We start from the raw sequence: 21,273 nt of genomic DNA, 5'->3' as shown, positions 1-21,273 counted from the left end.
ATTCAACATTTAATATTTTTCATTCCAATATGGTGGTTACAATAGGCTTTTCCCCTTGTCCGAACGATACTTTTATCTTTGATGCGCTGGTTAATGGTAAAATAGATACCGGTGATCTGCAGTTTGAGCCGGTTCTGGAAGATGTGGAAACGTTGAACCGGTGGGCTCTGGACGGAAAGCTGGATATTACCAAGCTTAGCTTTCCTGCTTATTTTAAAACTGCCGATACATACAGGTTATTAAGCTCAGGCAGTGCGCTCGGTAAAGGGGTAGGCCCTTTATTGATCGCCAATGATGATAAACAATTTTCTGAAGCAGATATATACAATGCGGCTGTTGTTTTGCCCGGTATTCATACTACTGCTAACCTGCTTTTCAGTTTTGCCTATCCCAATGCCAAGAACAAAGTATTTAAAGTGTTTCACGAAATTGAAGATGCTGTGGTAAATGGCAAGGCGGAATTGGGGGTAATTATTCATGAAAACCGGTTTACCTATCAGCAAAAAGGCTTACACAAAGTGCTGGACCTGGGCGAATACTGGGAAACTAAAATGAATGTACCTATACCACTGGGAGGCATTGTTATCAAAAAAGAGCTGGGTGACGATGTATACCAGGAAGTAAACCGGCTGATCCGCCAAAGCCTGCAATATTCATTGGCCCGTTATCCTGTTGTATCAGGATATGTAAAAAACCATGCTCAAACCATGAGCGAGGCAGTAATGCGCCAGCATATAGAATTATATGTAAATGATTACAGCCTGGACCTTGGAGAAACGGGGAGAACTGCCGTTGATGTATTGAGAACTGTTTTTGAGAAGGCGGTAGGAAGTAGTGAATAGTGAGTAGGGAATCGCATATGTACAGACTGGTAACCAGTAACCCGCAACCATCACCCATAAAGCGGCTGAATATATCTTCTGAACAGCATTGCTGTAATGGTATTAGAATAGTACCTGCTGCCGAGGATGTTAACAGGCTGGATGCCACGGATGGCATTGGTAAGAAAAACCTCATCTGCTTCCAGCAGGTCTTTTTGCTGGCAGGATAATTCTGTAACGCTTCCGATAGCATCTATGAGATAAGCGCGCATTACGCCATCCACACACCCTTCTGTTAACGGAGGGGTAAAAATCCTGTTCCCCTTTACCCAGAAAATATTGGCGATTGTACTTTCGCAAATGCGATCCCTTTGGTTTAGTAGGATGCCATCATCCCATTTGTTCTGAAGGCAGTAGCGTGCCGCAATGCTATAAATCAGCGCCGAAGCAGATTTAATGAACGCATATTCATTGTCGTTTTTTTTAATAGAAGTGAACAGGCCTGTTGCAAGTCCGCTTTCGTTGAACTCATTGACGCGCTTATCAAGCGGCCAGGCTTCAATAAGATAGTGAAGATTATTATTATTGTCAAACAGGCCACCCTCACCGTTTGAAAAAGATAAACGCACCCTTGCCGCTTCCCCGCAACTGTTTTTAGTGCAAAGCGTTGTTATTTGGGTAAAAATGGCTTCGGCACTAACATTTTCGGGAAACACATAACTTAGTTGCGCCATGCTTTTGGATATCCTTTTTTTATGATAGGGCTCAAGAAGAATTTTCCCTTTCCATATTTTCATGGTTTCAAAGAAGCCATCTCCATAGCGATAGCTTTTGTTACCCGCCAGTAATACAGGCTCCTGCTCGTTATAATAAATTCCATTGTAGCAGATGTTAAGCATGTACAGAAGTTACGTGGGTGATTAAGGGGTAACAGGAGCACGCAGGGGATCTGCGTTTTCCGGAGCTGCTAAAGATAGCGTATCACTGTCTCTTAAACGCTTTTGTTTGCTGACAATAGAATCCACTACCACTTTAAACTCATCGGGTCTTTTTCTGTAATGTTCTAAGGTGTTCAGGAACTGTTTTTTGGTTACTTTATGTATTTTCAGCGTGCGCTCTAACATAGCATCATTCAGGGCGGCCCTGTTTTGCTCAGGATGCTTAAAGTACACATAGCCATTTAAGAACTCACTGCTCCTGGCCACATCCCACAGCACTTTTTCCATTTTTTGTTTAGGCAATATATCGTTGCTGCTCTTGCAGGACAATATAAGTGATGAAAGAAAGAATATAATAAGGGATCGTCTATTCATTTTTGTTTTTGGAATCAGGTACAAATATATCTGATATAGCCGTTTTTAATAGTGAAAGGGTTCATAACTTTTTATGGACATTTGCTGTACCCTGTCCGTTGCAAAGGACACAGAAGCTGGCGTGAAAGTGCGTATTGATTTATTCCTTATACCAAAAGCCGGCAAATCGCTTATATTATGTGCATAGCTGATCGCGGTATCTATGCTATAACCTGAAAGGTATGCCGAAAATGTTTAGCTGGATAACATCAGGTTAAGGCAGAAAATGGGACGATTTGAATGGATTTTGATACGATTTGAGCATATTCAGGTAAGCCTTTTAATTAATTTTACCGCCTGGTTAAAACCGAACCGGTTCATTTACCCGATTACCAGGAGCACAGCGTTTTTACTTAAATCCTACATTTTGCAACCAAAAGTCAATGAATAATAATAGCCTTTCTACAAAGCCTCATTATCCCATACTGGATGGTCTGCGTGGTGTTGCCGCCATAATCGTCGTTACCTTCCATTTGGCAGAACCACTGGCAACCGGGCACCTGGATAACCTGGTTAACCATGGTTACCTGGCAGTTGATTTTTTCTTCCTGTTATCGGGTTTTGTTATTGGGTATGCATATGACGACCGTTGGCATAAAATGACATTTGGCAGTTTCTTCAAACGCCGGATAGAGCGCCTTCAGCCTATGGTAGTCCTGGGAATGACGCTCGGGGCAATCGGATTCTATTTTACAGATTCAACTATCTGGCCACTCATTCATACCGTTCCTGTCTGGAAGATGCTGATAGTAATGATAATCGGTTATACCATCCTTCCTGTTCCCTTATCTCTTGATATAAGGGGATGGGAAGAAATGCACCCGCTTAATAGCGTAGGATGGTCTTTATTCTTTGAATACATTGCAAACATTTTTTATGCCCTGGGAATAGGGAAGTTCTCAAAAACAGCATTGGGTATTTTTGTGCTTATCGCGGCTATAGTACTCGCTCATTTTGCTATAACCAACCCGAATGGGGATGTTAGCGGTGGCTGGACGCTGAATGCTGAACAGGTGCGGGTTGGACTTATCCGTACCATGTATCCTTTTTTTGCCGGACTGTTACTTTCCCGTGTATTTAAACCGGCCTATATCAGGAATGCTTTCTTATGGTGCAGTCTTTTGCTGGCAATCATTCTCTATATGCCGCGTATAGGTGGCGCGAACCATATTTGGATGAATGGCATATATGAATCCTTGTGCATCATCGTTGTTTTCCCGGTTATCGTATATCTCGGTGCCAGTGGTATTGTGCATACCCCGATAGGAAATAAGGTTTGCAGGTTCTTAGGTGATATATCCTATCCGCTATACCTGGTACATTATCCATTGGTGTATTTTTATGTTGCATGGATCAGCGACAATAAAGGAATAACCATAGAACAGGCATGGCCTTATGCTTTACTTATTTTGATCGGTTCTGTATTTTTGGCTTATGCCAGTTTGAAATGGTATGATGAACCCATAAGAAAATGGCTGAGGAAAAAAATGGGATAACCGTCCTTTTGTTTTATTCTTCTGTACTTGTAGTTGTTTACAGATGCAATCCGTGCAAAAAGCGTTGACGGGTAAATAATACCGATCAGGGGCTGTTAAATATTTATCTTATCTGAGTAGCTGATCACAGTATCTATAATATCCTTCGCTACTTCTGCTTTGCTTTTGGCGTCAAATTGTATCTCCTGCCTGTTTTTGGTATAAATGGTGATTTTATTGATATCGCTTCCAAATATATCACCATCGTTTAAAGAGTTCAGCACTATAAAATCAGCGTTTTTAGTATCCAGCTTTTCCAGCGCATGCGCCTTCTCATTATTGGTTTCTAATGCAAATCCCAGTAAAACCTGGTTGTCTTCTTTTATAGCGCCCAGGCTCTTCAGTATGTCCTTGGTTGTAACAAGTTGAAGTTCCGGCGCTTCGCTGCCTGTTTTTTTAATTTTTTGGTCACTTACTTTTCCTGGCTTATAGTCTGCCACCGCGGCAGCCATCAATGTGATATCCGTGTTCTTAAAATGGTCATGGCAGGCATTATACATTTCGTCGGAAGAGGTGACTTTTATTATAGTAATGCCTTCATATTCCTGAGGAAGGGGTACCGGGCCCAGCACCAATGTTACGTCAGCACCGCGGTTCCTGCATTCCTTCGCCAGGGCAATACCCATTTTGCCTGATGAATGATTGCCGATAAACCGTACCGGGTCAATCGCTTCGTGGGTAGGCCCAGCTGTTACCAGTACTTTTTTATGTAAAAGGGAGCCTTTATTTTCCCTGAAACGGCTGTCCAGGTATGCCACTATTTTTTCAGGCTCTTCCATTCTGCCATCGCCAAAGAGACCGCTGGCCAGCTCGCCATTACGGGGCTGTATTACCGCAATGCCATCTTTTTTGAGCACGCTGAGGTTTCTGCCGGTAGCCGCATGGTGCCACATATCTTCATCCATTGCAGGGGCCACTATAACAGGGCAGGTAGCAGACAGGTAAACAGAGAGCAGCAGGTTGTCGCAATGGCCATGTGCCATCTTCGCTAATGTATTGCAGCTTAGTGGCGCTATCAGCATTACATCCGCCCACCGGCCTAACTGAACATGGTTGGACCATGTATTCTCTGCAAACAGATCAGCCAGTACTTCATTTTTGGAAAGAGTGGTTAGCACTAATGGTGACACAAAATCTTTTGCAGCAGGTGTCATCACTATTTTTACTTCGGCACCCTGTTTTATAAGCAGGCGTACCAACTGGATGGTTTTGTAGGCCGCAATACTACCCGAGATACCGATTAATATTTTTTTGTTTTGTATTGAGTTCATGGTCCATGGTTCATGGTTCATGGTTCTATGAACGATTGGCTATGAACCATCAACCCATTTCACAAAAATACTTAAAACACAAAAACCACAGCCCCGTAAAGCAACTGTGGTTCCGGATTATTTAAGAAAAAAATATTAGCTGAAAAGCTCGTCTTCGGCCTTTCTGAAATAAATTTTATCTTCTAAAAATTCATAAGTAGCCAGTAGGGCCGGGTTAGGCATCCTTTCGTAAGCCCTCGAAATCTCGATCTGTTCTTTATTCTCATGGATCTCTTCGAGAGAATCGGTATGGCTGGCAAATTCATCCAACTTATTATGCAGCTCCTCTTTGATAGAGATATTCACCTGGTTCGCTCTTTTAGCGATGATGGCGATAGATTCATAAAGATTACCGGTTTTGCTTTTGATAGCCCCCAGGTCTTTAGTTTCTACATTGTTGGGGATGCCGGCGCTAAGTTGTCGTCTTAACTTGCTCATTATTACTAAATTTTTGTATTTCTGTATTTGATGTACTGATGTAGTTTTCTACATCTTTACGGTATTTGCTTTCAGGAAACCGCTCCATAAACTCATTCGCCTGCTCAATAACTTCTCTGTATCGTTCTGCTCTTTTAGTGGCAATGGTTAATTCGGCCGCTTTAAAATAAGACTTGATCGCCATGTACTTATATTCATCGGATACCAGGGATTCGGGATAATTATCGAACAAAGTATTAAAGGTAACACCCGCAGCTCTGAACTCACCGATATTATAGTATAACATGGCGGATTTATAATCTTTTGTTTCAAGCTTTTTCCTTAACTCATCAATCAGCCGGTTCGCCTCTGTAATCCTTACCGATTGAGGGTGTGTGTTTACAAAAGTTTGAAGATTACTGATTGCTTTATAAGTATTTGTCTGATCCAGGTCTGCTTTGGGAGATTGTAGATAAAAAGTGTAAGCCCGCATATATTCTATCTCTTCTGCGCGTGGACTGTTGGCAAAGCTTTCCAGAAACTGCTTAAAAAGGTTTTCTGCGTTGGCATAGTCCTTCTGGTTAAAGGCAGTATAAGCATATTTGTAATAAATATCCTGGAATTGCGGGGTAGTTTTGTAATAAGGTATTACATCTTCGTAAACAGTATAAGCCTTCATCCACTTCTTTTTAGCATAAAACTGGTCTGCCATTTTCAGCTTATAAGCAGCATCCTTGCTCTTTAATATCTTATTCATGCCGGGGCCGCAGGATATCAAAGAAACTACTAAAAAAACAGCGATTACAAATCTCATAAAGTTTGCAAAGTTAACCATAATGCGGCAAATGTTGCTAAAAATTATGACCTGCCTAACTAAGTGATAGTTAAGGTTTTGATAAAGAATGGCTGCCTGATGGCTGTATAGAAAAGCACGCTTTGATAATCAATTACTTTTCGGAGTGCCCTGCTAAAAAATGATCCAGTGCGGTGATCATGCTGGGTGTTTTTGGCCTGGGCGCAATAATTTCGGGATTCAGCCCGGCTTTAACAGCTTCAGCTTTAGTATTGTCTCCAAAAGTGCCTACCAGCACACCATTTTGCTTAAAGTCAGGAAAATTATCGAACCAGCTTTTCACACCGGAAGGAGTGAAAAAGCATACAATATCAAAGTGTTTGCCGCCTACCAGCTTTTTTATGTCGTTGCTTTCGGAGCGATACATAAAAGCCAGCTCAAAGTCGCAATGATTATTTTTCAGCCAGTTTACAACATCACTGTCCTGCTGGTTCTCAGAGCAAACGTACAGGAAGCTTAGGTTTTCCTTATGCTTGTTCATTACATCAAACAGGCTTTTATTGGTACCATCGGCTCCAAAAAACACTTTGCGTTTCCGGTATAGAATAAATTTTTGCAGGTAAAGCGCAACGGCCTCTGTAATGCAGAAATATTTTGTATCCTGCGAAACCGTGATCTTGCTTTCTTCACAGGTGCGGAAAAAATGATCAATAGCATTACGGCTGGTAAAAATAACTCCCGTAAAACGTGCAATATTGATTTTTTGTTTTCTGAAATCTTTACCCGAGATAGGAACAATGCTTATCAGCGGTTGAAAATCCAGCTTCACACCATATTTCCTTTCAAGATCAAAAAAAGGAGATTTTTCGCTTAGTGGCCTGGGCTGGGTAATAAGTATGGTCTGAATTTTACCACCTAATAACCCTGTACCAGATTTTTTCAATTCATTTAACATTAGCAATTCCTAAAATTGTGTGCAAAAGTACACTATTATTTTAAAAATGATAATATTCCTTTATACAGTATAATAACAGGCAATATTTCGAAAGCGCTTACATACAACAGGAAATGAAAGAAACTGATGCTTTTATCTTTTCTTACCAGCTGTATAGCAGAAATATAACGGTATAAAAGAAGCGCTGAAAGAAGCAGCCAGCTAAGCGTCCATGCTACGGCGCCTGCTTCTTTTCCTGTTAACGCAATAATAAGCACCAATGGTAAAAGCAATATTGCGATAATCTTGTTTACCAGGAAGATAAGGAAAATGTAATTATCTGTAAGCTTGCTTATTTTGAACACCCATCCAATGAATTTAAGAGTCAAAAATTTACCCGAATAAACAATGCCGGTAGCGGCTGTGGTATAAAGGAATAATTGCCAGAATGGTAAAGCCAGATGCGGAGTGGTTCTTTCTATACCCAGTGCTGCATAAAAACCACCGGTTATAATAAAAAACATATTAAATAACAGCGAGGGTAAGGCGTTCTGAACTACCTGCTGCTTCAGCTGTCTTTGTTTTAGGCTACGGCGGAAAAACAGGTTGATGAGGTCTGAAAAATACTTCTCAAAGCTTGCTTTCAGTATAGCGAACAGCAAAAAGATCGCTGCCACTATATAAAAATAAATTTCTTTACCTGCTGAGGGAAGCTTTCTGGTGTAGGGCGGATAAACTGCTCCCTCACTAAAGTTAAAGTAGGGGTGCCTGTTTAAAATATCCCTGGACAGTTTAAGATTTTTCTGTAAGGAACTGTCTTTGGCAATATTCATGCGATCTCTCGGGGCCTGGACAAGGCTATCGGTATAAGTATCCTGCGCCGCACCCGGCCATATATAACAACAGAGAAAGATTAATAAAATGATCCTTGCCAACGGAGAATTTTGCTGCAAAAATAGCCTGATGTAGTTAAAAGTAGCTAACGAACCCGAAATGTATTTTAGATTGCCGGAGGTTAAATCGGGTATCATTTCTTTTTCCTATGGCCCATGCCAGGTTGAACAGTCCTGCTTTGGTTTCAAAAGCAAGCCCAAGGCCTCCCGAAAGATAGGTATAGCTGATATGGGTGGCCCTGCCGGCATTTTTGCCCCAGCCACCATCTGTAAATACATTGAAATAAGAATTTTCGCTCACCAGGTACCGGTACTCCAGCGTGCCGATGCCATACTGGGAAAGGAACTGGCTTTGTTCATCAAAACCTCTCAGGAGCCGGTATCCACCCACCTGGAAGAGCTCATTCCTGAAAATATTGCTGCCTGAAATATAACCGCCGTTAACCGCCGTTTTAAAAGTACTCCGTTGTGCTTTACCTATCGGGAAATATTTGGCGGCGGTCAGTATAGAGCGAAACTGGTACGATTTTACCTTTATGGTATCGTACAGGCTGGCAAAATCAAAGGCCGGATCATCAGGATCTTTAAGATCAAGGATCTGGTTGTTGCGTTTGATATTTTTATTGCCCGCTGAACTGTTAATAAATAGCTCAAACCCACTCACCGGATTAAAAATGTAGTTAGTTGTATTAAGACTGTATTCAATCCCGATATTCGTGATCTTTATATCAGCATCTACAGGCAACTCTTTGGTTGCAATAATCGATGCCTCATTGATATTGTTTAAAATGCTGCTGAATTGTTGTACATAGAACGTAGCATTTTGCCTCCGGTTCAGGACTAACTGAGCGCCCAGCTTTATGTCGAAGTTTAAAAAAGCAGAGTCTCTTTTAAGCATATTAAAGCCAAAGTCTATCCCGAAAGGCGATCTGAATAAATAAGGCTGCGTATAGTTGAGGCCGAGCCTTTGGGAAGCCGCCTGCAATCGCTGCCAGACCAGGCCGATAGTTTCTCCGGCTCCAAAAGCATTTTTCAGGTTCAGCAATCCTTCGCCTGTGATAAGCATTTTTTTTGTTGCAGCAGCATCACTGTTAGGTAAAAAACCAATGATAATGTTTACCTGGCTGCTTTTTTTTTGTTGAAGAAACAGTTCTGCTGTTCCGCCGGTGCTTCCCCATATAAATTGCGGGGGAAACTGTTCTTCTACATAATTCAGTTTTTTTAATTCGGTGCTTATCTGTTGCAGCTTTTCCTTGTTATAGACAGAACCGTTTTTTAAATCAAGGAACTGTTGCAGGTATTCGTTGCTGATTTTCGCATTACCGGTTATTTTAATACTATCTATACGGTAAAGTGGTCCGGGCTTTACGTTTATGCGGCCCGAAACTTCGCTACCGTTGATCTGCAGGCTGTCGAGATAGATTTTAGCAAAAGGATACCCATTATTTTCCATATAATTCAGCATTTGCTGCTGAAGGTCTTCCACTTTATTGCGATCATACTGTTTTTCTGAAAAAAAGAGTTCTGTCCAGCCTATTTTACTCAGCCAGCTGCGCGATGCTTCATCTGCAGAGACCGAGGCCCACCTGTAAATCTCGCCTAAAAAGAGATGAGCAGTGGCTGATGTGGTGTCTATATTTACGTCGTCAACCGATGCAGTAATATACCCTTTTGCATGAAGCTGGGTCGGAAGCTTTTCTATATAAGCGATACATTCGTCGCGGCTTATGAATCGCGTTTGGGGTTGGACGGCCCGGGACATAAAAGTGCTGTCCTTATCAATAGGTATAAGGGATAAGGTAAAATTGCTTTGTGCCTCCACATGCAATAAATTCAAAAGCACAATTGCTGTAAGCAGGTATCGTATCTTTGCAGGCTTCAACGGGCGTAAAATTAGATTATTAATGCTAAACGCTGAAAGCCGAAGGCTTCGGGCATTATGCTTTAAGCATTTAACATACAGCCCTGCGGTTTTTGACACTAAGTATAAATGAGCGGCATCTATATTCATATACCATTTTGTAAACAGGCATGCAACTATTGCAATTTTCATTTTGCAACTTCCCTGCTGAAAAAAGAGGCGCTGCTTGCTGCGATCCGTAAAGAAATAGTTTTAACTGCAAAAGATCAGGGCCGGTTGATAAATACCATTTATTTGGGGGGTGGTACGCCCAGTTTACTGGATATAGATGAACTCTTTGCTATATTACAGGTCATCCGGTCTTTTTGTAACGTAAATGCTCATGCTGAAGTAACGCTTGAAGCCAATCCTGACGATATCACAGCAGAAAAGCTACAGGGTTGGAAAAATATGGGAGTTAACAGGTTAAGTATTGGTATCCAATCTTTTTTTGAAGAGGATCTGAAGTGGATGAATCGCGCACATAACGCCGGACAGGCTGAAAGGTCGTTGCAGCTTGCTTTACAGTATTTTGATAATATTACTATTGATTTAATTTACGGAACACCGGGCCTGACCCATGAAAAATGGCAACAAAATGTAGCTCATGCAATTGCCTTGGGCGTGCCGCATTTGTCCTGTTATGCTTTAACAGTAGAGCCCAAAACACCCCTGGATAAACTAATCCGGCTGCAAAAAAAAGATGATATTGATCCCGGTGTTCAGTCAGAACAGTTTTTGTTACTGATGGATTGGACCAGTCAGGCCGGCTATGAACATTACGAGATATCCAACTTCGCAAAGCCCGGCTTCAGAAGCAGACACAATACCTCTTACTGGCAGAGTAAACCTTATGTAGGAATAGGCCCTTCTGCCCATTCTTTTAATGGTAGGGAAAGAAAATGGAATATTGCCAATAATCAGCGGTACATTGATGCGCTTGAGAAAGGTGAGCTGCCTTTTGAAAAAGAAGTGCTTACCCCGGTTCAAAAGCTGAACGAGTATATTATGATCTCACTACGTACTATGGAGGGTATCGATCTAAGAAAGATGGTGGAGGAAGAAAGAAGCGCTGTTCTTAAAACTGCCCAAAAATATATAAGGCAGCATCTGCTGCTACATGAAAACGATTTGCTTCGGTTAACGAATCAGGGTAAGCTGTATGCGGATGGCATTGCAGCAGATCTGTTCTTCTGATCTTATGGCAGACTTAATGGTCGCTATATTTTTTTAACTCTTTTGTCAGTATATCAAAGCTTTCATCATCAAAACTCACTAGAATAACCTCTTTTATTTGTTGGTCGTTCTGCAGAAATTCCAGGATTGTAGCAATAGCGATGTTAGCTGCCCTGTCTTTCGGGAACCGGTATACTCCGGTGCTTATTCCGGGAAAGGCAATGGTTTTACAGTTGTTCTCAGCCGCTAATTGCAAAGCGTTGAAATAGCAGCTTCTGAGCTTTTCATTTTCATTGCTGGTTCCTCCGTTCCAAACCGGCCCTACGGTATGAATAACATATTTTGCCGGCAGATTTCCGGCAGTAGTGATCACCGCTTCTCCAACCTTACAACCTCCCTGCCGGGCAACGATTTTTTTGCATGCTTCCAGGATTTTACTTCCGCCCGCCCTGTGAATGGCCCCGTCAACACCTCCGCCGCCAAGCAACGAAGTGTTGGCCGCATTTACAATCGCATCAGCTTCAATTTTTGTAATATTCCCTTTTATAATTTTTACCCTTGTCATTTTTTACAGCTAAATCATTACCTTCTCAATAGCTTCAAAAGCTTTGGTTGGCGGTAGTTTCTCCCATAATATTTTATATATATTTTCTGCTATGGGCATTTCGGCTCTTATTTTTTTATTGATATTGTAAATACATTTAGCAGCGTTGTACCCTTCTGCTACCATGTTCAGCTCCAGCCTGGCAGCCTGTACCGAGTATCCTTTGCCAATCATGTTCCCGAAAGTGCGGTTACGGCTGTACAGGGAATAGCAGGTAACCAGGAGGTCCCCCAGATAAACCGAGGCCGCGTAGTTGGCAGACCTGTTACCGGTTGACTGGTTGGGCTCGTGCTCACCCACTACGATATGAGCAGCGCCAAAACGCCTTAAGAAGGCAGCCATCTCATCTGCACAGTTGGCAATGTAAACGCTCAGGAAATTATCGCCATAATCAAGGCCATGAGCAATACCGGCGCCCAGTGCATAAATATTTTTAAGCACAGCAGCGTATTGTACGCCCAGTATATCGTCGTTTACTACGGTATTAATGGCCGGTGAGTCAAAGTAGGCGGCCATCTTCCTAGCGAACTCAATATCCACTCCAGAAAAAGTAAGGTAAGAAAGTTTTTCGGCGGCTACTTCCTCTGCATGGCAGGGCCCCAGCACGGCAAAATAATGGGTAAGCGGCACTTTGAAATATTTGGCCAGGTAGTCGTTTAATAAAACATTTTCTTTTGGAAGAATACCTTTGACGGCAGAAAGTATCTTTTTGTTTTTAAGATCTTCGTGAGTTAATACGGATAAGGTTTCTGTTACAAATGCAGAGGGCACGCCTATTATGAGCACATTCGCCGCCGTTACTACTTTACGCAGGTCTGTATCTATTTTCAGTAACCGGGTTTTTAACTCTGCAGAAGTAAGATAATGCGGGTTATGCGCCCGCTTTTGTATGTAAGCTGCTGATTCGGGGTTTCTTACCCACCAGTGCACTTTGTTCCCATTGTCGGTAAGTATTTTTACCAAAGCGGTGGCCCAGCTGCCACTGCCAATTATACCAAATTTTACTGCCATTATATACGTTTAGTCCGGAAGTCCGGAGTCCGAGGTCCGGATTATGAAAGATAATTATTTTTATAATTATGGTTTTCGGTCTTTCCTACTTACTGACCTTCAGACTTTTTAAATGTATAAAAACTATTGGCCTGTTGTATGCAGGTTACCACCAGGTCGTTAATGCAAACATGCGTTGGCAATGATGCACAGTAGTAAATAATATCTGCAACATCTGCTGCTGTCAGTGGTTGAATGCCTTCATATACTTTTGCGGCCTTGTCCGCATCTCCCTTAAAGCGTACATTCGAAAACGCTGTTTCTGCTGCCCCGGGATGAATAGCCGTAACTTTTATACCATATTTTAACAGGTCAATACGCATCGCCTCGCTCAATGCGCCTACTGCGTGTTTGGTGGCACAATACATATTACCCTGTGCGTATACCTCTTTGCCTGCTATAGACCCCAGGTTAAAGATATGCCCCTTGCGGGCTTCGATCATTAACGGAACAACAGCCTTAGAGACGTAAGCAAGGCCTTTCAGGTTCGTATCGATCATCGTATCCCAATCATCAACGCTTGCTTCATCAAAAGCATCGCGTCCTGCTGCAAGCCCGGCGTTATTAATTAATACATCAATGGTTTTCCATGCTGCGGTTAATGATTCAACCTGTGCGAAAACCTGCTCTCTGTTGCGCACATCAAAGTTTAGTGGTAAAACTTTTACAGGATGGGCGGCCTGTATATTTTCAGAGAGTTTGGTCAGGCGGTCTTTGCGGCGGCCGGTAATGATCACATTATAGTTGTTTTGTGCAAACTTCCAGGCGCAGGCTTCACCAAAGCCGGATGTTGCGCCGGTAATTAAAGCAATTTTATTCATGAAATATCATATCAGGCGTTAAATATCGGACAAAAAATCTTCAATGAGCTTATTGGCTTCTTCAGGTTCTTCTATCATACCCAGGTGTCCCGACTTATTTAAAATATTTACAGATGATACGGATGGCAGTGAGGATTGTTTTATGGTATTTTCAAGATCAATAATTTCATCCTCCCTGCCATAGATGAACAGCACCGGTACTTTGGCACTCTTCAAAACATCGGTGCGATCAGGCCTTTGCATCATTGCTTCATAATAGTCGATCACTGCTTCATTGCTCATTCCGGGCAGTTTGTTCATGAAATTTTCGTATATGCCCGTTCTTTCATTTTTAGTAGTTGCCCCAAACATTTTAGGTGCGGTGTTTTCAAGAAAAGATACAGCACCATGTTTTTGTACAAACTCGATACCCTTTTGCCGGCTGGCCTTTTTTTCTTCGTTATCTGCTCCTGCACTTGAGTGAAACAATCCAAAACCACTTAACATTTCAGGATGTTTTTCAGCAAATGCAAGCGTAGCATAGCCTCCCATGCTATGGCCGATCAATACGATATCATCCAGCTCTTCTGCTTCTGCAATTTGCCTCACAACATCCGCCAGGCCTTCCATGCTCACATCGCTGATAAGTTCAGAGGTACTGATACCCGGCAGATCGGGCACAATCACTAAATAGTTTTTGCTTAAAAACTCAGCCTGGCTGTTCCATATACTGCTGTCGGCGCCAAAACCATGTAGTAATACTATCGCTTTACCATCACCTGCGATATGATAGCTGATGATTTTTCCTTCAATCGTAATTGATTTTCTTTCCATAAAGAATTTTTTATTGGGTCATCTTTTGTGCTGCATAGCAACGGTATTGCCACGCTCGCTTGTACAGCTGTGCTTATAGCAGCAGCTATGCCGGAGTTTTTCTTTTTTTAAATTTCATTACAATGGCCAACAACAATAATGCCGCAGCTGCAAAACAAAACATTTTAGAAATAATATCTCCATACTTTGTGTAAAATGTTTCAGTGGTGTACGCGGCCACGGTTTGTTTTATAGTACCATCCACATCCCACGGTAATTGTTGTACAACATTCCCGTAAGGGTCAATAAAGCAACTAATACCTGTGTTAGCGCTGCGTGCTACCCATTTGCGGCTTTCAATGGCCCGCAGCCTTGCATAATTCATGTGCTGCTTATATCCCTGTGTATTGCCCCACCAGCCATCATTGGTAATAATACAAATGAGGTTGGAGCCTTTGCGGTTAAAATCCGCCAGGTAATCTCCGTAAATACTTTCGTAACAAATGGCCGGTGTTACATTAAATGAGCTGTTGTATGTTTGTAAGTTTTTTGCTGAAGTATCGCGTGCATAACCCCCACCGGTTCCGCCAAATTTTTCAAATAAGGGGGCCATGAAACTAAGAAAACCAGGCAATACTTCTACTCCTGGCACCAGTTTGGATTTGTGATAGATGTGAACATTTACGCTATCCAATAAAACAGCGCTGTTGTACATTTCGTAATAGGCGCCGCTATCTCGAGAGGGTTTCGCATACCGGCTTATTTTATGATCAAATTGCCTGTATCCTTCGAGCCCGGTCAGTAAGTTGACCTGCGGATGATCTTTTAAGAATTGCCACAGGGGAAGCAGGAAAAAATTTTCTTTTATATGGTCCTCGTCCGTTTGAGATGGTATAGCTGTTTCGGGCCAAACTACCAAAGCGGTATGGGCGTCAATCTGTTTTTGGGATAAGGAAATGAGCTTTTGAAGCTGCGCCTGCTGGGCACCGGTTTCAAATTTCTGATAAGGGTCAATATTGGGTTGTACCACTACTACATTGTATTTATTATGGAGTAGTGTTAAATTATTTTTTATAAAAAATGAAAAAAGTATCGGTATTAAAAGTAAAGCGACCCATGCCGCCGCATTTTTAAAGTAGCGCATACTTCTTCCTTCTGATTGGTATAGCTTTAATATATGAAATACGAAAACATTGCTTAATAAAACCCATAAGCTGCCGCCCGATGTGCCCGTATATTCATACCACTGCACCCAACTGGGGTGTGTGGCAAAAGCATTACCTAAGGTAAGCCAGGGCCAGCTGAGATCCCAGTTGTGATGGATATATTCAAAAGCAAGCCAGTAGGCAACGATTGACAGGGTGCCAATGAACCCTTTTATATATTTTTTAGTGAAAAAATAAAGCAGCCAGGGAATGCACATAATAAGGCTGTTGGCAAAAAACGCGCTGAGTCCTCCCTCTACACTTGCCTTAGCTACCCACCAGGTGGTAAGTATATTCCACAGCACCATATGTATGTAGGTATAGCCTAATAGTTTTTTCCAGTTGTTGGTGTTTTCAACTACTGATAACAAAGGAATCCATCCGACAAACAGGAGCAGGGTAAGAGGAGAAGTAGGCCAGGCTGCCCATAGCAGGATGCCCCCAAGTATAGAAAGTAATAAATTTTTTTGAGATGATTGCATGGCGTAAAGCTAAGCGTAATTTCAGAGTTTGTTTAGTCTGCTACTCATTATTACTTTGAGTATAATGCTCATTATATAAAAACAGGCCTGTTGTGGCTTTCCCTACATTAACTTTTAGTGCAATACGGCTATTTTGAACAGTTATTTTGTAAAAGTTTTTAGATATCCGGGAAACACCTTTTACTTCCAGCGGGGAATCTGCAATTTTCAGATGCTGATAAATTTTTCTAAATTGCTCCTGGAACTCTTTAGGATATTCAGCAAGTTGTCTGGAAAACAGTTCTTCAACAGTTACTTCCATCCCATTTTCTTTTCAAAATCAGCAGAACTTAAAGTGTTGCCGGGAAAACTGAATTGCACCAAAAGCCCATCCAGGTAATTTTCAACATCTTTATTGGCAATAGTTTCAATAATTTTTTCCACTTCTTCCAATGACCAGCCACCCTTTGTTTTTTTTGCAGAAAAATAACCTGGGCGCATGTTGAGTTTTTTTGCTATATAATCATTTTTATACCCCGATACTTCTATAAGTTGAGGTATCGCGTTTACTATAGCTTTATAATTTTTTATAGCAACAGTCATTTTATGTAATTTTTGTTACACAAATTTAGTAATAATTTTTATGTTAAAATAGTCAATTTTATTCGCTACCCATAAACTGAAATCATTTTTAAGCCTGCATAGCGGCTTCCGTTTTTCTTCTTTCTCCGATCTGCTGGCGCCACATGGCATAGTACAGACCCTTCTTTTCAATCAGGTCTTCGTGGCTGCCGGTTTCGGCTACTTCGCCACGTTCAAGTACATAGATCCTGTCGGCGTGCATAATAGTACTTAAACGGTGCGCAATCAATACCGTTATCTGGCTTCTTTTTGACGATACTTCGCGTATGGTTGCAGTAATCTGCTCTTCGGTAATTGAATCCAATGCAGAAGTAGCTTCGTCAAAAATGAGTAAATGGGGATCTCTTAAAAGAGCACGTGCTATGGCAATACGCTGGCGCTCGCCTCCGCTTAATTTTAAGCCTCCTTCTCCGATAATGGTATCCAAACCATTTTCTGCGCGCTGTATTAATGGCAGGCAGCTTGCTTTTCGTAAAGCCTCCTGTAATTCGTCTTCGGTGGCAGCTGGATTTACAAATAGTAAATTCTCTTTGATAGTGCCCGCAAACAGCTGCGTGTCCTGCGTTACAAAACCTATTTGCCTGCGCAGCTGGTCAAAGTCAACATGGCTGCCTTCAATGCCATCATAGAAAATATGGCCTTCCCCTGGCCTGTACAGTCCTACTAATAATTTTACGAGGGTACTTTTCCCTGATCCGCTGGGCCCGACAAAAGCAATAGTTTCCCCTTTCTTTACATCGAAGGATATATGATCCAGCGCTTTGAACTGCGCGGTCTGATGCCGGAAGGAAACATTCCGGAACTCCAATTCCTCGAGTATGCCTATTTGTTTGGGGTGCAGGGGGCTGGGCTCGCTTTTCTTCAGCATCAGGTTATGAAAGTTCTGCAAAGAGGCTTCTGCTTCGCGATACGAGAGTATGATATTGCCTATTTCCTGCATAGGGCCGAATAAAAAGAAGCCATAAAACATAAGCGACAGGTATTCTCCCGGTGAAATGGATCCCTTATAAATGAGCCATAACAGGGTGAAAGCAATTACCTGCTGCAAAAAATTGACCAGGGTGCCTTGTATAAAGCTCAGGGAACGGATGTTTTTTACTTTTTTCAGCTCCAGCTTCAATATTTTAAAAGTGTTATTATTGAGGCGTGTTACTTCCTGCCCTGTAAGTCCCAGGCTTTTTACGATTTCAATATTACGCAGGCTTTCAGTGGTGGCTCCGGCGAGGGAAGTAGTTTCTTTTACAATGTTTTTCTGAATGAGCTTTATTTTTTTGCTGAGCAGGCTGGTAACCAGCGCTATAAAAAATATACCGAGCGCATACACCGGCATGATGCTCCAATGCAGCCTGAATGCGTATACAGACACAAACACGATACTTACAATGATCACAAAAAACACGTTTACAAAGCTGCTGATGAATTTTTCGGTATCTGTGCGCACTTTGGTGAGTATGGAAAGTGTTTCGCCGCTGCGCTGATCTTCAAACTCCTGAAAAGGAAGGCTCATGGAGTGTTTCAAGCCATCCGTAAAAATGGTAGCCCCGAATTTCTGTATGACCACATTTACGAAATAATCCTGAAATGCTTTAGCAATACGGCTTATCATTGCGGTACCAACAAGCAGCAGCAGGTAAAAGAATATACCGTGATAGCCGTTCCCACCCCAAAGATATTCCTGTTCTGAACGGGGCAGTGTTTTTGCTTTGTCAAAAGAGTGGGGATGCGTGGCAAAAAGATCCAGCAACTTCCCGCTGATCATAGGCGCAAAAAGGGAGAAGACCTGGTTCATCGCTGCAAGGAATAATGCAAAAAGTACCAGCCATTTATAGGGTTTCAGATAGTGTAAGAGTATGCGCATATATAGAAAATAGTGCTAAACTAAAAAATAATAATCTCACAATAACAAAATACCCGGGTGAATGTTTGAGGGACTAGCAGAAGATAATAGCATACAGATTTAAGGTGAGGACGCTTTGAATAGCAGGAGCGATGCCAGGGCTGTAGGGATGAAGAAGCCCGAATGACAATTTTACCCTGCCCAGCCTTCCCTGTCCAGACTCCTGTACTGGATGGCTTCGGCAAGATATTCCGGCTTGATGTTATCGCTTCCTTCCAGGTCGGCGATAGTGCGCGCTACCTTTAAAATACGATCATAGGCACGGGCAGAGAGGTTGAGCTTTTCCATGGCCGCTTTCAGCAGCATCTGTCCTACATTATTGATCACGCAAATTTCTTTCAGCATTTTACTGCTCATTTGCGCGTTACAATAAATGCCCGGGTAATCCTTATAACGTGCTGCCTGTATATCCCTTGCTTTGATTACTTTTTCGCGGATGGTTCCTGAGCTTTGTTCTTTTCTGATATTGGAAAGCTCGCTGAACGGAACGGGTGTTACTTCCACGTGCAGATCAATCCTGTCTAAAAGCGGGCCTGAGATTTTATTTAAATATTTCTGCACAGCGCCGGGCGGGCAGGTACATTGCCGTTGGGGATGATTGTAAAAGCCACATGGGCATAGTTTCGTTGCCCATCTGCAATATCCAATTAAGAGGTAAAAAGCTTGAAAACAAAGCATATCCAAAAGAATTGCTTACTTATGGCGACCATATACGGAAACACAGACTTGATTTGGAAATGTCGCAAAGTGAGGTTGCTAAGATAATGAATGTTCAAACTGATACCATCACCAATTGGGAGCTAAACAGAAATTCCCCTGTTTTAAATCATATTCCTAAGATTATTCAATTTCTTGGATATACCCCAAATATTGATAATGAGAACCCATAATAAGATATCGAATTGAACAAGGGATAACTCAAAAAGAGCTAAAATTTTAAAAATTGATCCAGGTACTCTCTCAAAAGCTGAAAAAAGGATTGTCGTTACTAAAAATGTTCAAGAAAAAATAGAACAGTTAATAACAAATTCAAAGACAAAATTTTTGGAAAGCGAGCTTACAAAGTTTAAAAGATGATGCGCTCAACATAAACTTGCCTAGATCAAGATAGATGCTGCCTTAAGTCGCATTTTCATATTTTATTTAGATTTTGATTTTATTCTTTAAATATTCTATTTCTTTATCCTGCTGGCTGATTCTTTTTTCCATCTGGATGAGGTGCAATGTCATCTCTTCTATTTTTTTCAGCAACAAAGCTTGGTTTGCTCCTACTTCAATCCCGTTAGCCGTCACTTCTTTGGCGCTGGGTATTTCGGGTAAATGTCGATTGGCTTTAATAAATCGTTCCAATTCAGGGAGTGGCGTTAATTGGTAAGCGGGCTGAAATACATAATCGGGCCAATTTGTGCTATTATCGGCTTCTATCTTTAATTCCTGCGCCCGAATTTTGCCTTTTACAGATAACTTCTCAGTAGGAGTAGTAGTGCCGATTCCAATATTACCATTCCCTTTTATTACCATTCGTTTGCTAACTCCGGTTGTAAATTCCAAATCTTTACCCCCATATACATATATACCAAAATTAGTAGCATCATTTCCAGTGATAGCAGCATCCGATCCGATAATCCCTATATTAGTACCATTATTTTTAAATTGTATATAATTACTTGCGGCTGCAGTTGGAGTCATGATAAGTGGAGCTGACATTTCTAAAGTACCATTTGCATGAATTGAGAATCGCCTCTGGCCCGAAGTAAAAAACTTCATTCCACCATAACTACCCAACCATGCGGTTGGTCCTACTGGCTGCCAGGAGTCATTGGCCCATTTCAGACCATAATAGGGGGCCGATTGCCCATCATAATTGAAGTTTTCTGTAGGAAAAGCTGTTATCACCTGCGCCGTAACTGTTTGAGCAAATATCTCAGCAGCATGGCATGACAACAAAAAGAATATGGTCCATCTTAAACTTTTAAACAAGGATTGCTTTTTTTTCATACGATTATTGATTTTTAGTTGAAATAGTTTTAATACTAGATAAATGGACAAGGAATCATAATACCCAGAAGGTTAGGAAATTTGGTTAATAGTGGCCTCTCTCATAAATGTGAGTAATTGCTGCGTAATAACAAAAGTACATTGTTTTTGGTAGTGTTTAGTTCTTTGTGTAAATAAATATTAAGTAACTGTATAGGAGAGTTAACCACCGTGCAGGTTCGCTTCGTTCGGCTCCGCTACGCTCCGCCTCACTTCGCTTCACCTGCCCGGGTTGCGGCCGGCGCTTTGGCCCGGATTTTTTAACTTTAAATACAGTTTTATGGAACAGGACAACAAATTACCCAAAGATTTCTTCAAACAGTTTACAAGCAAAGAAGATTTCCAATCATTTTTCAGTGAGCTTTACAAGCAGGGTGTAGAGCAGATGTTACAGGCCGAACTTGATAACCACCTTGGTTATGAGAAGCATGCCAAAGATGGCAATAATACCGGTAATAGTCGTAATGGCACTTATCCCAAAAAAGTAAAAACCCAGTCCCTGGGTGACATGGTGCTAAATATCCCCAGGGATCGTAACAGCGTCCCGATAGCTATCGGGATTGAGCCGCAGTTAATACCCAAAGGTCAGCGCATGAGCGATAAGCTTGAAGAGTCCATTATCGGCATGTATAG

At 41.7% G+C, this 21,273-nt stretch carries 23 protein-coding genes; 5 read left to right on the top strand and 18 right to left on the bottom strand.

Translation table 11 applies throughout. From position 1 onward, the window contains the following. Nucleotides 1–29 precede the first annotated feature (29 nt). Entirely contained in the window at nucleotides 30–842 is an 813-nt protein-coding gene (locus ACYVBM_RS19640) for a 1,4-dihydroxy-6-naphthoate synthase (RefSeq protein WP_460687407.1), read from the top strand. Nucleotides 843–892: 50 nt separating this feature from the next. Here ACYVBM_RS19640 and ACYVBM_RS19635 read toward each other — a convergent pair whose 3' ends face one another. Next, complete coding sequence (locus tag ACYVBM_RS19635; RefSeq protein ID WP_460687406.1) at nucleotides 893–1,720, bottom strand: aminotransferase class IV; 828 nt, start codon at nucleotides 1,718–1,720, stop codon at nucleotides 893–895. Nucleotides 1,721–1,741: 21 nt separating this feature from the next. Next, complete coding sequence (locus tag ACYVBM_RS19630) at nucleotides 1,742–2,134, bottom strand: DUF4296 domain-containing protein (RefSeq protein WP_460687405.1); 393 nt, start codon at nucleotides 2,132–2,134, stop codon at nucleotides 1,742–1,744. A 422-nt stretch (nucleotides 2,135–2,556) separates the two neighbouring features. Between ACYVBM_RS19630 and ACYVBM_RS19625 the strand changes: the two genes are divergently transcribed. Further along, nucleotides 2,557–3,669 (top strand): acyltransferase family protein, encoded by a 1,113-nt coding sequence (locus ACYVBM_RS19625; RefSeq protein WP_460687404.1) that lies wholly within the window; start codon nucleotides 2,557–2,559, stop codon nucleotides 3,667–3,669. A 95-nt stretch (nucleotides 3,670–3,764) separates the two neighbouring features. Here the strand turns inward: ACYVBM_RS19625 and coaBC are convergent, their stop codons facing one another. The 6 genes from coaBC to ACYVBM_RS19595 all read right to left on the bottom strand — a co-directional run bounded on the left by coaBC (nucleotide 3,765) and on the right by ACYVBM_RS19595 (nucleotide 9,937). Next, complete coding sequence (coaBC, locus tag ACYVBM_RS19620) at nucleotides 3,765–4,979, bottom strand: bifunctional phosphopantothenoylcysteine decarboxylase/phosphopantothenate--cysteine ligase CoaBC (RefSeq protein WP_460687403.1); 1,215 nt, start codon at nucleotides 4,977–4,979, stop codon at nucleotides 3,765–3,767. A gap of 135 nt (nucleotides 4,980–5,114) precedes the next feature. Beyond that, nucleotides 5,115–5,456, bottom strand: coding sequence for a DNA-directed RNA polymerase subunit omega (locus tag ACYVBM_RS19615; protein WP_460687402.1), 342 nt, complete (start codon nucleotides 5,454–5,456; stop codon nucleotides 5,115–5,117). Continuing rightward, nucleotides 5,431–6,249, bottom strand: coding sequence for an outer membrane protein assembly factor BamD (locus tag ACYVBM_RS19610; protein ID WP_460687401.1), 819 nt, complete (start codon nucleotides 6,247–6,249; stop codon nucleotides 5,431–5,433). Before ACYVBM_RS19610 ends, ACYVBM_RS19615 begins: the two co-directional genes overlap by 26 nt. Before the next feature lie 133 nt (nucleotides 6,250–6,382). Next, on the bottom strand, nucleotides 6,383–7,171 hold the full coding sequence (locus ACYVBM_RS19605; protein ID WP_460687400.1) for a uroporphyrinogen-III synthase: 789 nt from the start codon (nucleotides 7,169–7,171) through the stop codon (nucleotides 6,383–6,385). A 47-nt stretch (nucleotides 7,172–7,218) separates the two neighbouring features. After that, nucleotides 7,219–8,097, bottom strand: coding sequence for a DUF4271 domain-containing protein (locus tag ACYVBM_RS19600; RefSeq protein ID WP_460687399.1), 879 nt, complete (start codon nucleotides 8,095–8,097; stop codon nucleotides 7,219–7,221). Between the two features lie 34 nt (nucleotides 8,098–8,131). Beyond that, complete coding sequence (locus ACYVBM_RS19595; protein WP_460687398.1) at nucleotides 8,132–9,937, bottom strand: POTRA domain-containing protein; 1,806 nt, start codon at nucleotides 9,935–9,937, stop codon at nucleotides 8,132–8,134. A 108-nt stretch (nucleotides 9,938–10,045) separates the two neighbouring features. On the opposite strand from ACYVBM_RS19595, the gene hemW reads away from it, so the two are divergent. After that, entirely contained in the window at nucleotides 10,046–11,152 is a 1,107-nt protein-coding gene (gene hemW, locus ACYVBM_RS19590; protein ID WP_460687397.1) for a radical SAM family heme chaperone HemW, read from the top strand. A 13-nt stretch (nucleotides 11,153–11,165) separates the two neighbouring features. Here hemW and ACYVBM_RS19585 read toward each other — a convergent pair whose 3' ends face one another. The 9 genes from ACYVBM_RS19585 to ACYVBM_RS19545 form a co-directional block, all read right to left on the bottom strand. Beyond that, nucleotides 11,166–11,696: an O-acetyl-ADP-ribose deacetylase gene (locus ACYVBM_RS19585; protein ID WP_460687396.1), complete on the bottom strand. Its 531-nt coding sequence runs from the start codon at nucleotides 11,694–11,696 to the stop codon at nucleotides 11,166–11,168. A 9-nt stretch (nucleotides 11,697–11,705) separates the two neighbouring features. Next, a complete protein-coding gene (locus ACYVBM_RS19580; protein ID WP_460687395.1) occupies nucleotides 11,706–12,746 on the bottom strand; it encodes an NAD(P)H-dependent glycerol-3-phosphate dehydrogenase in 1,041 nt (346 codons plus the stop codon). An 89-nt stretch (nucleotides 12,747–12,835) separates the two neighbouring features. Further along, nucleotides 12,836–13,606 (bottom strand): SDR family NAD(P)-dependent oxidoreductase, encoded by a 771-nt coding sequence (locus tag ACYVBM_RS19575; protein WP_460687394.1) that lies wholly within the window; start codon nucleotides 13,604–13,606, stop codon nucleotides 12,836–12,838. A gap of 18 nt (nucleotides 13,607–13,624) precedes the next feature. Then, the gene (locus ACYVBM_RS19570; protein ID WP_460687393.1) at nucleotides 13,625–14,419 is read right to left on the bottom strand and encodes an alpha/beta fold hydrolase; all 795 of its coding nucleotides are present in this window, start codon (nucleotides 14,417–14,419) and stop codon (nucleotides 13,625–13,627) included. Nucleotides 14,420–14,504: 85 nt separating this feature from the next. Further along, nucleotides 14,505–16,085 carry an apolipoprotein N-acyltransferase gene (gene lnt / locus ACYVBM_RS19565; protein WP_460687392.1) on the bottom strand — a complete coding sequence of 527 codons (1,581 nt, stop codon included), beginning with the start codon at nucleotides 16,083–16,085 and terminating at the stop codon, nucleotides 14,505–14,507. Nucleotides 16,086–16,125: 40 nt separating this feature from the next. Further along, nucleotides 16,126–16,386, bottom strand: coding sequence for a hypothetical protein (locus ACYVBM_RS19560; protein ID WP_460687391.1), 261 nt, complete (start codon nucleotides 16,384–16,386; stop codon nucleotides 16,126–16,128). Further along, nucleotides 16,377–16,667, bottom strand: coding sequence for a hypothetical protein (locus ACYVBM_RS19555; RefSeq protein ID WP_460687390.1), 291 nt, complete (start codon nucleotides 16,665–16,667; stop codon nucleotides 16,377–16,379). Before ACYVBM_RS19555 ends, ACYVBM_RS19560 begins: the two co-directional genes overlap by 10 nt. Before the next feature lie 88 nt (nucleotides 16,668–16,755). Continuing rightward, nucleotides 16,756–18,564: an ABC transporter ATP-binding protein gene (locus tag ACYVBM_RS19550; RefSeq protein ID WP_460687389.1), complete on the bottom strand. Its 1,809-nt coding sequence runs from the start codon at nucleotides 18,562–18,564 to the stop codon at nucleotides 16,756–16,758. Between the two features lie 171 nt (nucleotides 18,565–18,735). After that, nucleotides 18,736–19,281 carry a magnesium chelatase subunit ChlI family protein gene (locus tag ACYVBM_RS19545; RefSeq protein WP_460687388.1) on the bottom strand — a complete coding sequence of 182 codons (546 nt, stop codon included), beginning with the start codon at nucleotides 19,279–19,281 and terminating at the stop codon, nucleotides 18,736–18,738. Here ACYVBM_RS19545 and ACYVBM_RS19540 point away from each other — a divergent pair. After that, on the top strand, nucleotides 19,215–19,493 hold the full coding sequence (locus ACYVBM_RS19540; protein WP_460687387.1) for a helix-turn-helix domain-containing protein: 279 nt from the start codon (nucleotides 19,215–19,217) through the stop codon (nucleotides 19,491–19,493). The two genes, ACYVBM_RS19545 and ACYVBM_RS19540, sit on opposite strands and share 67 nt — an antisense overlap. Before the next feature lie 253 nt (nucleotides 19,494–19,746). Here ACYVBM_RS19540 and ACYVBM_RS19535 read toward each other — a convergent pair whose 3' ends face one another. Further along, the gene (locus ACYVBM_RS19535) at nucleotides 19,747–20,601 is read right to left on the bottom strand and encodes a hypothetical protein (RefSeq protein ID WP_460687386.1); all 855 of its coding nucleotides are present in this window, start codon (nucleotides 20,599–20,601) and stop codon (nucleotides 19,747–19,749) included. A gap of 319 nt (nucleotides 20,602–20,920) precedes the next feature. On the opposite strand from ACYVBM_RS19535, the gene ACYVBM_RS19530 reads away from it, so the two are divergent. Continuing rightward, the coding region (locus tag ACYVBM_RS19530; protein WP_460687385.1) for a transposase at nucleotides 20,921–21,273 on the top strand (353 nt) is incomplete at its 3' end.

It is taken from the genome of Niabella aquatica (genome assembly GCF_054779315.1).
This window is presented reverse-complemented; position numbering and strand designations above follow the sequence as displayed.